The organism is Lentzea miocenica (assembly GCF_033949945.1).
GTDB lineage: Bacteria > Actinomycetota > Actinomycetes > Mycobacteriales > Pseudonocardiaceae > Lentzea > Lentzea miocenica.
Genome location: NZ_JAXAVW010000038.1, coordinates 35,374 through 48,662, shown reverse-complemented (window position 1 = coordinate 48,662; position 13,289 = coordinate 35,374). Strand labels below are relative to the sequence as shown.

The window sequence follows — 13,289 nt, the reverse complement described above, 5'->3', positions numbered from 1 at the left end:
CGATGGACTTCCTTCGACCGGAAACGCTTGCGGAGGCGTTGGAGCTGAAGGCCTCCCGGCCGGACGCCGTGCCGATCGCCGGTGGCACGGACGTCATGGTGGAGCTGAACTTCGACCACCGCAGGCCCGCCGCGCTGCTCGACCTGACCCGGATTCCCGAACTCCAGCGGTGGGAAGCCGGGCTGCGGGTCGGTGCGGGCGTGCCGTACGTGCGGATCATCGACGAGCTGGGCGCGGAACTGCCCGGTCTGGCCATGGCCGCGCGAACGGTCGGGTCGCCGCAGATCCGCAACCGCGGCACGGTCGGCGGCAACCTCGGCGCGGCCTCCCCCGCGGGAGACACGCACCCGGTGCTGCTGGCGTCCGACGCGGTGATCGAGGTGGCCTCGGTGCGCGGGACGCGGATGATCCCGGCCGCCGACTTCTACCTCGGGGTCAAGCGGAACGCGCTGGAGCAGGACGAGCTGATCGTCGCGGTTCACCTGACGCCTGCCAAGGGGCCACAACAGTTCTCCAAGGTGGGCACGCGCAACGCCATGGTGATCGCGGTGTGCTCGTTCGGGATCTCCTTGTTCCCCGAGGAGAACCGGGTGGGCGCCGCCGTCGGGTCCGCCGCTCCCACTCCGCGCCGGGCTCACGACGCCGAGGCCTTCCTGGCTTCGGAGCTGGACTTCAAGAACCCCAAGCCGTTGCTGGACTCGGTGAAGCGCGAGTTCGGGGAGCTGGTCTCGCAGGCCGCGTCGCCGATCGACGACGTGCGCGGGTCGGCGGCGTATCGCAAGCACGCGCTGGCCGTGATGGCTCGCCGGACGCTGGGCTGGGCGTGGCAGGAACTTCTGGACGGGGAAAAAGCATGCGCGTGAACGTGACGGTCAACGGCGAGCAGCGCCAGGCCGACGACGTCTGGGAAGGCGAGTCGCTGCTGTTCATGCTGCGCGAGCGGCTCGGGCTGCCCGGCTCGAAGAACGCCTGCGAGCAGGGCGAATGCGGTTCCTGCACGGTGTACCTGGACAAGGTGCCGGTGTGCGCGTGCCTGGTCGCGGCCGGGCAGGCGCAGGACCGGGAGGTCCGCACGGTCGAGGGGCTCGCCGAGGGCGATCGGCTGGACCCCGTGCAGGAGGCGTTCGTCGAGGCGGGCGCGGTGCAGTGCGGGTTCTGCACGCCTGGTCTCGTGGTGGCGGCGCACGACCTGCTGGACCGCGTGCCGGCGCCGTCCGACCCGGAGATCCGCGAGGCGCTGGCCGGGAACCTGTGCCGCTGCACGGGGTACGAGAAGATCCTGGACGCCGTGCGATTGGCGGCGTCGCGCCGATGATCGTCCTCGACCGCTGCGCGGTGTCCACTGTGGATTCGAACGGGACCGAGCACGCCTCCGGGCACGTCGTCGTCGACGCCGGCCGGATCGTCTCGGTCGGTTCGGGTCCGGCGGCTCGGCCCTACGAGTCGCACACCTACGTCGACGCGTCGTCGTGCCTGGTCACGCCCGGGCTGATCAACACGCACCACCACCTGTACCAGTGGGCGACGCGGGGACTGGCTCAGGACGCGACGCTGTTCGAGTGGCTGACGACGCTGTACCCGGTGTGGCGCGGGCTGGACGACTCGGTGACGCACGCCGCCGCGTCCGCCGGCCTGGCGCGGCTGGCGTTGACCGGCTGCACGCTGGCCGCCGACCACCACTACGTCTTCCCGTCCGGCGGCGGTGACGTGTTCAACGCGCTGGTGTCGGCGGGGCGGCGGATCGGGATCCGGCTGGAGGCGATCCGCGGGTCGATGGACCGGGGCCAGTCGCACGGCGGGTTGCCGCCGGACAACCTGGTCGAGGAGACCGAGGCCGCGCTGGTCGCGACCGAGCAGGCGATCGGTGACTACCACTCGACCGCGGACGACGCGCTGGTTCGCGTTGCCGTGGGGCCGTGCTCGCCGTTCTCGGTGTCGAAGGAGCTGATGACCGGCGCGGCCGCGTTGGCGCGACGGCACGGCGTCCGGCTGCACACCCACCTCGCCGAGACGATGGACGAGGAAGAGCAGTGCCTGGCGGAGAACGGGTGCACGCCGACCGAGTACGCCGAGCAGCTCGGCTGGCTGGGATCGGATGTGTGGCTCGCGCACACCGTGCATCTGAACGCCGACGCGGTGAAGCGCATCGGTGCGACCGGGACGGGCTCCGCGCACTGCCCGACGTCCAACGGGCGCCTGGGCACCGGGATCGCGCCGGTGCGCGACCTGCTGGACGCGGGTGCGCCGGTCGGGCTCGGCGTCGACGGTGCGGCGTCCAATGAGGACGGTGGACTGGTGGTCGAGCTGCGTTCGGCGCTGTACCAGGCCCGTCAGCGAGGCGGACCGGGTGCTCTCGACGCCCGCAAGGCGTTGTGGATGGGCACGATGGGCGGCGCGCAGGTGCTGGGCCGGGCGGACGCTTTGGGCTCGATCGAGCCGGGCAAGGTGGCGGACCTCGCGGTCTGGGATCTGTCCGGAATGGACTACGCGGGTATCGCGGACCCGGTGGCGGCGCTGGTGCTCGGCACTCCCCCGCCGTTGAAACTGTTGATCGTGGGCGGCCGGGTCGTGGTGCGGGACGGGGTTCTGCTGACGGCGTCGACCGACGAGCTGGCGCGTGATCTTTCCGCCGCCAGTCTGAAGCTCCAGGAGGCAGCGCGATGACCCTCACTCCCGCCGAACTCACCTCCGCGGTGTCGGGTGGCATCGGGACGTCACCGCAGCGCCCGGACGGCAACCTCAAGGTGCGCGGCGAGTTCGCCTACGCCTCCGACCTGTGGCACGAGGACATGATCTGGGGCGCGACCCTGCGCTCACCGCACCCGTATGCCCGCATCACGTCGGTGGACATCACCGAGGCGCTGAAGGTGCCGGGCGTGTACGCGGTGCTGACGCACTCGGACGTGCCTGGGCGCAACCTGTACGGGTTGGAGCACAAGGACCAGCCGGTGCTGGCGGTCGACATCGTCCGCTATCAGGGCGAGGCGGTGGCGCTCGTCGGTGCCGACCACCCGGAGACCGCGCTGCGGGCGATGAAGAAGATCGTCGTGACCTACGACGTGCTCGAACCCGTGGTGGACATGGAAACCGCCGTGGACGACACGCCGCTGCACCCCGGCGGGAACCTGGTGCGGCACGTGCCGATCCGGCGTGGTTCGCAGGACGTCCAGGCCGATGTCGTGGTGACCGGCCGGTACGAGGTCGGGATGCAGGACCAGGCGTTCCTCGGTCCGGAGTCCGGGCTGGCGGTGCCGGCGACCGACGGTTCGGTCGATCTGTACATCGCGACGCAGTGGCTGCACGTCGACCGCGACCAGATCGCCGCCGCGCTGGGGTTGCCGCAGGAGCAGGTGCGACTGACGTTGTCCGGCGTCGGCGGGGCGTTCGGTGGCCGTGAGGACCTGTCGATGCAGGTGCACGCGTGTCTGCTGGCGCTGTACACCGGCAAGCCTGTGAAGATGGTCTACAACCGCGAGGAGTCGTTCTACGGGCACGTGCACCGCCACCCGGCCGTGCTGTACTACGAGCACGGCGCCGACCACACCGGCAAGCTGGTCTACGTTCGTACTCGCATGTACCTGGACGGCGGTGCCTACGCGTCCTCGACCCCCGCTGTCGTGGCCAACGCGGCGACGCTGGGCGTCGGGCCGTACGAGGTCGACAACGTGACCGTTGATGCCTACGGCGTCTACACGAACAACCCGCCTTGCGGTGCGATGCGCGGATTCGGTGCGGTGCAGGCAGGTTTCGCCTACGAGTCCCAAATGGACAAACTGGCAGAGGCTCTCGGGATGTCGCCCGTCGACGTCCGGGTGCGCAACGCGATGACCGAGGGTTCGGTGATGCCGACCGGTCAGGTGGTCGACTCCGCCGCGCCCGTCGCGCAGCTGCTGAAGCTGGTGCAGGACAAGCCGTTGCCCGCAGGCACGTCGTCCGACATCCGCGAACTGCCCGGTGGCGTGTCCAACACGACCCACGGCGAGGGTGTCGTGCGCGGTGTCGGTTATGCCGTCGGCATCAAGAACATCTGCTTCTCCGAGGGCTACGACGACTACTCGACCGCTCGCGTGCGGGTGTCGATGGTCAACGGAGAGCTGGCCGCCGCCGTGCACACCGCCGCCTGCGAGGTCGGCCAGGGCCTGGTGACGATCATGCAGCAGATCGTGCGGACCGAACTCGGCATCGAGCGCGTGACCGTGCTGCCGATGGACACCACGATCGGCAACGGCGGTTCCACGTCGGCGTCGCGCCAGACCTACGTGACCGGTGGCGCGGTGAAGGCCGCCTGCGCGATCGTGCGCGACCGGCTGGCGGGCCGCACCGACATCGGCGCGGAAGTGATCGACGAGACCACCGAGTGGCGGCACCGCGCGACCGAGTCGCTCGATCCCGTTACCGGGCAAGGCAACGCGCACGTCCAGTACGGCTTCGCCGCGCACCGCGCCGTCGTCGACGTGGACGTCGATCTCGGACTCGTGCGCGTGGTCTCGCTGGACTGCGCCCAGGACGTCGGTCGCGCGTTGAACCCGCAGGCCGTGGTGGGTCAGATCCAGGGCGGTTCCGCCCAGGGCCTCGGCCTCGCGGTGATGGAGGAGATCCAGACCTCCGGCGGCAAGGTGCGCAACCCGTCGTTCACCGACTACCTCATTCCCACCGTGCTCGACATGCCGCCGATGAGCATCGACGTGCTCGAGCTCGCCGATCCCCATGCCCCGTACGGCATCCGCGGCGTCGGCGAACCGCCCACCATCTCGTCGACCCCGGCGATCGTGGCGGCGATCCGCGCGGCGACCGGCCTGGCGCTCACCCGCGTCCCGGTCCGCCCGGAACACCTCACCGGTACCTGATCTTCTCTGGAGTTCTTGCTGTGAAAGCACATCTGCTCGCCACCATCGACCTGGCCACCCGCAACGTGGCCTCCGGCGGCGGCCCGTTCGGCGCGATGATCGTCCGCGACGGCCAGGTCATCGCCACCGGCGTGAACCAGGTGACGCCGAACCTCGACCCCACCGCCCACGCCGAGGTCGTCGCGATCCGCGCGGCCTGCCAGGTCGTCGGCGACTTCCGGCTGACCGGCTGCACGCTGATCTCCTCGTGCGAGCCGTGCCCCCTGTGCCTGTCCGCCGCGCTCTGGGCGCGGGTGGACAGGGTCGTCTACGCCGCCGACCGCCACGACGCGGCCGCGGCCGGGTTCGACGACCGCGAGTTCTACGAGCTGTTCAGCAAGTCCCGCAGTGAGTGGGACTTGCCCGTGCACCAGATCTCCACAGGCGAGGACAACGCCCCGTTCACCGCGTGGATGTCACTCGCGACCCGTATTGATTACTGACGGCTGTGTTAGTTCACGAGCAACCAGTCCATCAACGGTGTGCCCCCGGAGGAGCGCTGGCCGCGCGATAACGGGATGACTGTGGCCAAAAGCCTGTCTTGCTGACCGGAGCTTGCATCGCACAAACGCGTTCCGGCGTTGGAACGCGCCCACCGGCATGGGAAAGGCCGTCCTCCATGACCCAGTTACGGAGCCGACAATCGACGTCGGCCCTCGACCAGTTCTTCCGCATCACCGAACGTGGCAGCTCGTTGGGCCGTGAAGTTCGGGGTGGCATAACGACTTTCGTCGCGATGTCGTACATCGTGCTGCTGAACCCGCTGATCCTCGGTGCGTCCGCCGACATCACCGGCGCCAAGCTCACCATCGCCGAGATCACCACCGCGACAGCGCTCGCGGCCGGCGTGATGACCATCCTGATGGGACTGGTCGGCAACGCGCCTCTGGTGATCGCCGCCGGTCTCGGCGTGAACGGCGTGGTGGCGTTCCAGATGGCGCCGACCATGACGTGGGCCCAGGCCTTCGGGCTGGTGGTGCTGGAGGGCGTGTGCATCGTGATCATGGCCGCCTCCGGCGTCCGTGAACGCATCATCAACGCGATCCCGGAACCGTTGAAGATCGCGATCACCGTGGGCATCGGCCTCTACATCGCGTTGGTGGGACTGGTTTCCGCCGGTTTCGTGACCCGCACGCCCGATGCCGTCGGGTCCACGGTCCCGGTGCGGATGGGCGTCGACGGCCACCTGAGCGGCTGGCCGATCGTGATCTTCTGCCTGGGTCTGCTGCTGATGATCGTCCTGATGGCCCGCGGTGTGCCCGGCGCCGTACTGATCAGCATCGTGGTCGCCACCGTGGTCGCTGTGGTGGTGAACTCGGTCTTCACGATCTCCGGCTGGGGACTCGTGACGCCCACCCTGCCGTCGTCGATCGTCGGCTCACCCGACTTCGGCCTGTTCGGCAGGGTGGACCTGTTCGGCGGCTTCGTGTCGGCCGGCGTGATCGCGGCGACGATCTTCCTGTTCACCCTCGTGCTGTCCGGCTTCTTCGACGCGATGGGCACCATCACCTCGGTGTCCGACGAGGCGGGCCTGACCCGTGACGGCAAGGTCGAGGGCATGGGCAAGATCCTGATGGTCGACGGCGCGGGCGCGATCGCCGGTGGCGTCACGGGTTCGGCCCCGAACACCGTGTTCCTGGAGTCGGCGGCGGGCGTTGGCGAAGGCGCCCGAACCGGCCTGGCGTCACTGGTGACCGGCGGTCTGTTCCTGGTGGCGCTGCTCTTCACCCCGCTGGCCACCGTCGTGCCCGCCCAGGCGGCGGCACCGGCCCTGGTGGTGATCGGCGGCCTGATGATGACCCAGATCCGCCGAATCCCGTGGCAGGACACGGACTTCACCATCCCGGTGTTCCTGACCGTGGCCATCATCCCGTTCACGTACTCGATCACCAACGGCATCGGCGCGGGCCTCGTGTCGTACGTCGTGCTGCGCATCTGCAAGGGCCGCTGGCCGGGCTGGCTGATGACCGGCCTCGCCCTGATGTTCGCCGTGTACTTCGGCGTGGACATGATCACCGGCAAGTGACGCGCGGAGGCCCGGCCGGGCGGCCACCCGGCCGGGCCTCTCGCCTGAGGGAGGTTCGGATGCGTGACCTGGCATCGACTTTGCTGTCGTGGGACCGGTTCGCGGTCGCCTCGGTGGTGGCCGTGCGGGGCAGCGCACCACGTCCGGTCGGCGCCGCGATGGCGGTCGGCCCGTCGGGCGAGGTGATCGGCAGCGTGTCCGGCGGCTGCGTGGAGGCCGAGGTGTACGAGCTGGCCCGCACGGTGCTGGAAACCTCCGTTTCGTCGTTGGCCACGTTCGGCTACTCCGACGACACGGCCTTCTCCGTCGGTCTGACGTGTGGCGGTTCGCTGGACGTCCTGGTGCAGCGCGACACCCCTTCGTTGCGCGCCGCTCTTCAGGCCTCTGTGGACGGACACCCGGTCTCGGTGCGGTTCGGGATCGAAGGCCGCGTGTTCACCGAGTCCTGGCTGCCACCGCCGCGCCTGCTGGTGTTCGGCGCCATCGACCACGCCGCCGCCGTGGCCGAGATCGGGCGTTTCCTCGGCTACCACGTCACGGTGTGCGACGCCCGCCCGATCTTCGCCACCCCGCAACGCTTCCCCGCCGCCCACTCCGTTGTCGTCGACTGGCCGCACCGCTACCTCGCCGCCACCCGCACTGATGCCGACACCGCCGTGGTGGTGCTGACCCACGACCCGAAGTTCGACATCCCGGTGCTGACCGAGGCGCTGTCCCGGCCGCTGGCGTTCGTCGGCGCGCTGGGTTCCCGCCGCACGCACTTCGAGCGGCTCGACCGGCTGCGCGAGGCGGGCGTGCCCGAGGCAGCGCTGGCCCGGCTGCGGTCACCGATCGGCCTGGACCTGGGCGGCCGCGGCCCGGCGGAAACGGCCGTGTCCATCGCGGCCGAACTCGTGGCCCTGCGCCACGGCGGCACCGGCCTGCCGCTGTCGTCGGTGTCCACGCCGATCCACCGATCCCCAGTTCAGGAGAGTCATGGCACTGATCTTTCTCAACGGCGGCGGCATGCGGGGCGGCCCGCTGCACGACCAGCTCCAGGGCACCCCGATGGTGTGCCGGGCGCGCAGTGCGGCGAGGTATCGCTACTTCTCGGTGCGCGGGAAGTTCCCCGCGATGCACGAGTCGGGGTCGGCACAGGTGGTCGGTGAGCTCTACGACCTGCCGCTGACCATCCTGCGCGACCACCTCGTGCCGGCCGAACCGCCGGAGCTGGAGATCGGCGTGATCGAACTCGAGGACGGCAGCGCCGCCCTGGCCACCGTCCTGCGCGACGCGGTCCTCGAGGACTCGTCGCTACTCCGATCGGGTGACATCCGGGACATCTCGTATCTGGGCGACTGGCGGGAGTTCCTACATCGCGAGGGGTGAGGGAGTGGCACGGGGGGTGCCATTGGCAAGGGGAGTTGCCGCTGGCGGCGGGACCAACCGAAGTGGTCCCGCCGCGGGGGAACTCATCGCCCGCGACCGCGCAACAACCCGCGTTCGTACGCCACCGCGACGGCCGCCGCCCGGTCCGAGACACCCAGCTTCGCGTAGACGTGCAGCAAGTGGGTCTTCACCGTGGCCTCGGAGATGAACAGCGCCGCCGCCACCGCCCGGTTCGTCGATCCCTTGGCCACCAACGCCAGCACGTCGAGCTCCCGCGCGGACAACGCCTCCGATGCCGGCTGCCGCACCTGCCCCAGCAGCCGCGTCGCCACCGCGGGCGACAACACGGCCTCGCCGGAGTGGGCGGCCCGGATCGCGCGCTGCAGTTCGTCGCGCGGGGTGTCCTTCAGCAGGTAGCCGGTGGCGCCCGCCTTGATGGCCGGCAGCACGTCGCGGTCGGTGTCGTAGGTGGTGAGCACCAGGACGCGGCACGGGTGGGTGCGCAGGCGTTCGATGGCGGACAGGCCGTCGGAGCCGGGCATGCGCAGGTCCATGAGCACCACGTCCGGCGACAGCGCCGTGACGACCGCGACCGCCTCGTCGCCAGAGGCCGCCTCGCCCACGACCTCGAAATCCGTTGCGGCGGACAGCATGCCGCGCAGCCCGTCGCGGACGACCGGGTGGTCGTCCACGATCACCAGGCGGATCACGCCGGCACCCGCGCCGAGATCGCCGTTCCCACGCCCGGTTCGGACTCGACGAACAGCGCGCCGGACAGGCGGTGCACGCGGTGGCGCATCGCGGGCAGGCCGAAGCCGTCCGAGGGACGCGCGAGGTCGAAGCCCACACCGTCGTCACGCACGTCCAGGGTCACCACGTCCTCCATGTACGACAAGGTCAGGCCCACTCTGGACGCCGAGGCGTGCTTGGCCACGTTCGCCAGGGCTTCCTGGGCGGTGCGCAGCAAGGCCACCTCCACCTCCGGGTGCGTTTCGCGCACGGCACCCGTCAGCGTGACCGAGACCGGCACCCCGTTGTACTTCGACCAGCCGGACGCCACGTCGTCCAGGGCCTCGTGCAGGGCCGCCGAGTCCAGGGCCGGGGCGTGTCCAGCGCCGCGATCCGCCCGTCGCGGAACACCGCCACCCGGTCGCGGAGCCGCTCGGCCTCCTCCATGAAGTGCGTGACCAGCACGATCGTCACGCCGGCCGCACGCACCTCCTCGATCACCGACCACGTGTCCCGCCGCGCCTGCGGATCCAGCCCCGTCGTCAGCTCGTCCAGGATCGCCACCCGCGGCGAGCCGATCAAGGCCAGCGCGATCGACAACCGCTGCTTCAACCCGCCGGACAACTGCCCGAACTCCGCCTTCAGGTGGGACGTGAGCCCCAACCTCGCGGACCAGTCCGCCGGCGACGGGTAGAACGACGAGAACAACGACAACGCCTCGCTGACACGCATCCGTTCGGGCAGTTCGGACGACTGCAGCTGCACGCCGATCGCCGACCGCACGTCGGCGGGCGCCCGCCCCAGCACCGACACACTCCCCCGGTCCTGCACGCGCAGCCCCGCCACGCACTCGACGGTCGTCGTCTTGCCGGCCCCGTTCGGCCCCAGGATGCCGAAGATCTCCCCCTCGGCGACCTCGAAGGACACCGAGTCCACCGCGATCTTCGGCCCGTACCTCTTGCCGAGGTCGCGCACTTCGATGATTGCCATGCCGTCCACGATCGGGCAGCACGACCGGAAGATCATCGAACAGCCGGCGACACCCGGATCAACCGATCGGTTGATGCCGTCACTCAGACTCCAGCACGGCGGCGCGCAACGCGGCGGCCAACCGTTCGACGGCCTCCGGCACCGGCCCCGGCAGCCGCGCGAGCAGGATCTGGCGCCGCTCGGCGGGCCCACCCCGCACCGGCAGGACCCGCACTCCGGCGGGCACCACGGCCACCAGCGCGGCGGGCACCGTCGTGATGCCGAACCCGGCCGCGACCAGCTGCAACTTGGCCAGCCAGTCACGTGCGGTGTGCGCGACGACGGGCCGTTCGTCCAACCCGGGCCACACGCCCATCACCAACTGATCACCGGGCCCGGCGATCCAGCGCTGCCCCCGCAGATCTCCCACATCAATGAAGTCGTTGCGCGCCAACGGATGTGCGGCAGGAACCGCAACCCGCAGACTGCGTTCGACCAGCACGTCGGCCGCCAGCGCGGGCGTCTCGTCGTCTGGCGCACGAAACGGCGGTGAGGACGCGATCAACGCAACGTCCAATGTGCCCGCACGCAGCGCACGAACCAACGCCGGTGTGCTGCCCTCACGCGTGACGACCGTGATCGACGGATGAGTCCGTCCCAACGACGACAACGCCTGCGGCACCAGCCACGCCCCGGCCGTCGCGAACCAGCCGAGCCGGATGGTGCTCACGTCCTCTGGCAGCCCGGCCAGCTCCCGCGCGCCCGCGTCGACCTCGTCCACCACGGCGGCAGCGCGTCGCAACACCAGCCGCCCGGCCGGGGTGAGCCGCACGCCGTCGTACCGCCGCTCCAGCAGCTCGACGCCCGCTGCACGTTCCAGCGAGGCGATCTGCCGTGACACCGCGGACTGCGTGTAGCCCAGCGCGGACGCCGCCGCGGTCAGCGTGCCGCGCTCGGCGACCTCGCGGAACACCCGCAGAGCGACTAGCGACGCATCCGTGAGGGCCATGACGTCCTCGCATACCCAGGTTGACATACTTTCGCTACCCGCATGCCCAGACCGAGCCTAGCGTCGATGGCGTGATCAAAACAGAGTTCGGGTTCAGCAGCACCGCCGCGGAGGTCGCCGCGGGCATCGACCTGACCGGCAAGCGCGCGATCGTGACCGGTGGGTCCTCCGGCATCGGCATCGAGACCGCGCGAGCGCTGGCCGGCACCGGCGCCGAGGTCACCCTGGCCGTCCGCGACGTCGCCGCGGGTGAGAGGACCGCGAAGGACATCGGCGGCAACGTCCGCGTCGCCAGGCTGGACCTGACCGACCTCGCCTCCGTCGACGAGTTCACGAAGAACTGGCGGGGCCCGCTGCACGTCCTGGTCGACAACGCCGGCGTGATGGCGAGCCCGGAGCAGTACACCGAGCAGGGCTGGGAATGACAGTTCGCCACCAACCACCTCGGCCACTTCGCCCTGACCACGGGCCTGCACGACGCACTCAGGCGGAAGGCGCTCGCATCGTGGTGGTCAGCTCCACCGGGCACATGCTCTCGCCCGTCGTCTTCGACGACGTCAACTTCTCGTTCCGCCGCTACGACCCGTGGCTCGCGTACGGCCAGAGCAAGACCGCCAACGTGCTGTTCGCGGTCGAAGCAACGCGTCGATGGGCGAACGACGGCATCACGGCCAACGCCGTGATGCCCGGCGCCATCTACACCAACCTGCAGCGCCACACCGAGGGACGCGGCAGCGGCACCGTCGACGGCCGCGGCGAAGCCCCGCCGTTGCACGGTGTCGCCCGCTACGCCCTCGACCCGGACAGCGCAGCACGCCTGTGGACGTACTCCGAAACCCTCCTCGCGAAGGCCTGAACCATGACAGTCGCACTCGTCACCGGCGCCACCCAGGGCCTCGGTCTGGCCCTGGTCGAAGGACTCGCGCAACGCCTGGAGCCCACCGACACCGTCTACCTCACCGGCCGCGACATGAACCGCGTCATGACCGCCGTCGGGTCCATGCCCGGCGGCGGCGCCGAGGTCCGCGGCGAACTGCTCGACGTCGCCGACCCCGACGCGGCCGCCAAGCTGGCCCGGCAGATCCACGAACGGCACGGCGGCATCGACATCGTCTTCGGCAACGCGGTCATGCGCGTCGGCCCGGACGACGACCCGCGCGTGATCGCCGACCAGTACACGGAGGTGAACAACTTCGGCACCACGAGACTGCTCAAGGCGTTCGCGCCACTGCTCAACGACAACGGCAGGCTGCTCGTCGTCGCCAGCTCGCTGGGCACGCTGCACCACCTGGCGCCGGTGTTGCACGAGCGGTTCACCAAGCCGTCCACTTTGGACGAGGTGGACCAGCAGATCGCGTTGTGGCGCGACGCGGTCAAGGACGGCAGAGCGAAGGCCGGCGCGTGGCCGGGCTTCGTGAACATCCCGTCCAAGATCGGCCAGGTGGCCGCAGTCCGCGTGCTAGCCGAGCAGCGCAGGGAATCCGACGCGGAACGCGGCATCCTGATCTCCGCCGTCTGCCCGGGGATGATCAACACGCCCACGTCCGCACTGTGGTGGGACGTCAGCACCGCACCGACCCCGGCGCAGGCCGCGACGGCGTTGCTGGACCTCGCGCTGAACCCGGTGAAACCTGAGCACCACGGCGAACTCGTCCGCGCCGGCGAGGTGCTGCCGTTCAGCTGATGGGCTGGTCCAGCCCGTGCACGACCTGGTCGAGCAGCGTCTGGATGACCGCCTCGTTGTGCTCGTTGCGGCCAGGGGTGATCATCCGGGACGTCGCCTCGACCATCGCGTGCACGAGCATCGCCCGCAACTGCGCGCGCTGCACACCGGCCGTCTTGAAGACACCGACCAACGGCGCCAGCAGCCGTTCGTGCTCGGCACGGATCTGCTCGCGCGACGAGTCCGGCAACGTGTGCGCGGAGAGGGCCACCACCGCCCCGTGACTGCCGTCGGTGATGATCGCCAGCTCGGTGCGCAGGTACGCCTCGATCTTCTCCGGCACGGACGTGGCACTGTTGACCGCGTCCTCCAGCTTGTCCGCCCACTCCGGCAGCGCGTCGGACACGATCGCCGCGACCAGTTCTTCGCGCGACCGGAAGTACTCGTAGAGGCTCGGCCGGGACAGCCCCACGCGTCTGGCGAGCGACGCGAGCGTCAGCGCCTCCGCCCCCTCGGTCGCCACGATGTCCCGCCCCGCGTCCAGCAGGGCGCGCAACCGGTTGGCGCGGTGCTCCGCAACGGTGTCGGCACTGATCCTCGGCACCTCGGGATCGTATCGCGCTTGCTTTCCCGACGGGG

The 13,289-nt window shown here is 70.2% G+C and carries 15 protein-coding genes and 1 pseudogene; 11 read left to right on the top strand and 5 right to left on the bottom strand.

The window, feature by feature from the left end:
* Positions 1-2: 2 nt before the first annotated feature.
* The 8 genes and pseudogenes from SK803_RS36730 to SK803_RS36695 all read left to right on the top strand — a co-directional run.
* Entirely contained in the window at positions 3-863 is an 861-nt protein-coding gene (locus SK803_RS36730; protein WP_319970795.1) for an FAD binding domain-containing protein, read from the top strand.
* Positions 854-1,315 carry a (2Fe-2S)-binding protein gene (locus SK803_RS36725; RefSeq protein ID WP_319970794.1) on the top strand — a complete coding sequence of 154 codons (462 nt, stop codon included), beginning with the start codon at positions 854-856 and terminating at the stop codon, positions 1,313-1,315. The genes SK803_RS36730 and SK803_RS36725 overlap by 10 nt, the downstream gene beginning before the upstream one ends.
* Positions 1,312-2,664 carry an 8-oxoguanine deaminase gene (locus tag SK803_RS36720; RefSeq protein WP_319970793.1) on the top strand — a complete coding sequence of 451 codons (1,353 nt, stop codon included), beginning with the start codon at positions 1,312-1,314 and terminating at the stop codon, positions 2,662-2,664. The genes SK803_RS36725 and SK803_RS36720 overlap by 4 nt, the downstream gene beginning before the upstream one ends.
* Positions 2,661-4,847 (top strand): molybdopterin cofactor-binding domain-containing protein, encoded by a 2,187-nt coding sequence (locus SK803_RS36715; protein ID WP_319970792.1) that lies wholly within the window; start codon positions 2,661-2,663, stop codon positions 4,845-4,847. The genes SK803_RS36720 and SK803_RS36715 overlap by 4 nt, the downstream gene beginning before the upstream one ends.
* A 20-nt stretch (positions 4,848-4,867) precedes the next feature.
* Entirely contained in the window at positions 4,868-5,329 is a 462-nt protein-coding gene (locus SK803_RS36710) for a nucleoside deaminase (protein ID WP_319970791.1), read from the top strand.
* A gap of 176 nt (positions 5,330-5,505) precedes the next feature.
* Positions 5,506-6,912, top strand: coding sequence for an NCS2 family permease (locus SK803_RS36705; RefSeq protein WP_319970790.1), 1,407 nt, complete (start codon positions 5,506-5,508; stop codon positions 6,910-6,912).
* Positions 6,913-6,971: 59 nt separating this feature from the next.
* Positions 6,972-8,060 carry an XdhC family protein gene (locus tag SK803_RS36700; RefSeq protein WP_406601636.1) on the top strand — a complete coding sequence of 363 codons (1,089 nt, stop codon included), beginning with the start codon at positions 6,972-6,974 and terminating at the stop codon, positions 8,058-8,060.
* Positions 7,957-8,280, top strand: a pseudogene (locus SK803_RS36695) (allophanate hydrolase-related protein); the annotation flags it as partial. The gene SK803_RS36700 and the pseudogene SK803_RS36695, both read left to right, overlap by 104 nt.
* 83 nt (positions 8,281-8,363) lie before the next feature.
* Here the strand turns inward: SK803_RS36695 and SK803_RS36690 are convergent.
* The 4 genes from SK803_RS36690 to SK803_RS36675 form a co-directional block, all read right to left on the bottom strand.
* On the bottom strand, positions 8,364-8,990 hold the full coding sequence (locus SK803_RS36690; RefSeq protein WP_319970788.1) for a response regulator transcription factor: 627 nt from the start codon (positions 8,988-8,990) through the stop codon (positions 8,364-8,366).
* A complete protein-coding gene (locus tag SK803_RS36685; RefSeq protein WP_319970787.1) occupies positions 8,987-9,310 on the bottom strand; it encodes a sensor histidine kinase in 324 nt (107 codons plus the stop codon). The genes SK803_RS36690 and SK803_RS36685 overlap by 4 nt, the downstream gene beginning before the upstream one ends.
* Complete coding sequence (locus SK803_RS36680) at positions 9,289-9,999, bottom strand: ABC transporter ATP-binding protein (RefSeq protein WP_319970786.1); 711 nt, start codon at positions 9,997-9,999, stop codon at positions 9,289-9,291. The genes SK803_RS36685 and SK803_RS36680 overlap by 22 nt, the downstream gene beginning before the upstream one ends.
* Before the next feature lie 79 nt (positions 10,000-10,078).
* Positions 10,079-10,987 (bottom strand): LysR family transcriptional regulator, encoded by a 909-nt coding sequence (locus SK803_RS36675; RefSeq protein WP_319970785.1) that lies wholly within the window; start codon positions 10,985-10,987, stop codon positions 10,079-10,081.
* Positions 10,988-11,058: 71 nt separating this feature from the next.
* On the opposite strand from SK803_RS36675, the gene SK803_RS36670 reads away from it, so the two are divergent.
* The 3 genes from SK803_RS36670 (at position 11,059) to SK803_RS36660 (ending at position 12,671) form a co-directional block, all read left to right on the top strand.
* Positions 11,059-11,412, top strand: a complete 354-nt coding sequence (locus SK803_RS36670) for an SDR family NAD(P)-dependent oxidoreductase (protein ID WP_319970784.1) — start codon at positions 11,059-11,061, stop codon at positions 11,410-11,412.
* Positions 11,413-11,492: 80 nt separating this feature from the next.
* Positions 11,493-11,843, top strand: a complete 351-nt coding sequence (locus SK803_RS36665; protein WP_319970783.1) for an SDR family NAD(P)-dependent oxidoreductase — start codon at positions 11,493-11,495, stop codon at positions 11,841-11,843.
* A 3-nt stretch (positions 11,844-11,846) separates the two neighbouring features.
* The gene (locus SK803_RS36660; RefSeq protein WP_319970782.1) at positions 11,847-12,671 is read left to right on the top strand and encodes an SDR family NAD(P)-dependent oxidoreductase; all 825 of its coding nucleotides are present in this window, start codon (positions 11,847-11,849) and stop codon (positions 12,669-12,671) included.
* Here SK803_RS36660 and SK803_RS36655 read toward each other — a convergent pair.
* Positions 12,664-13,254: a TetR/AcrR family transcriptional regulator gene (locus SK803_RS36655; protein WP_319970781.1), complete on the bottom strand. Its 591-nt coding sequence runs from the start codon at positions 13,252-13,254 to the stop codon at positions 12,664-12,666. The genes SK803_RS36660 and SK803_RS36655 overlap by 8 nt on opposite strands.
* Positions 13,255-13,289 lie beyond the last annotated feature (35 nt).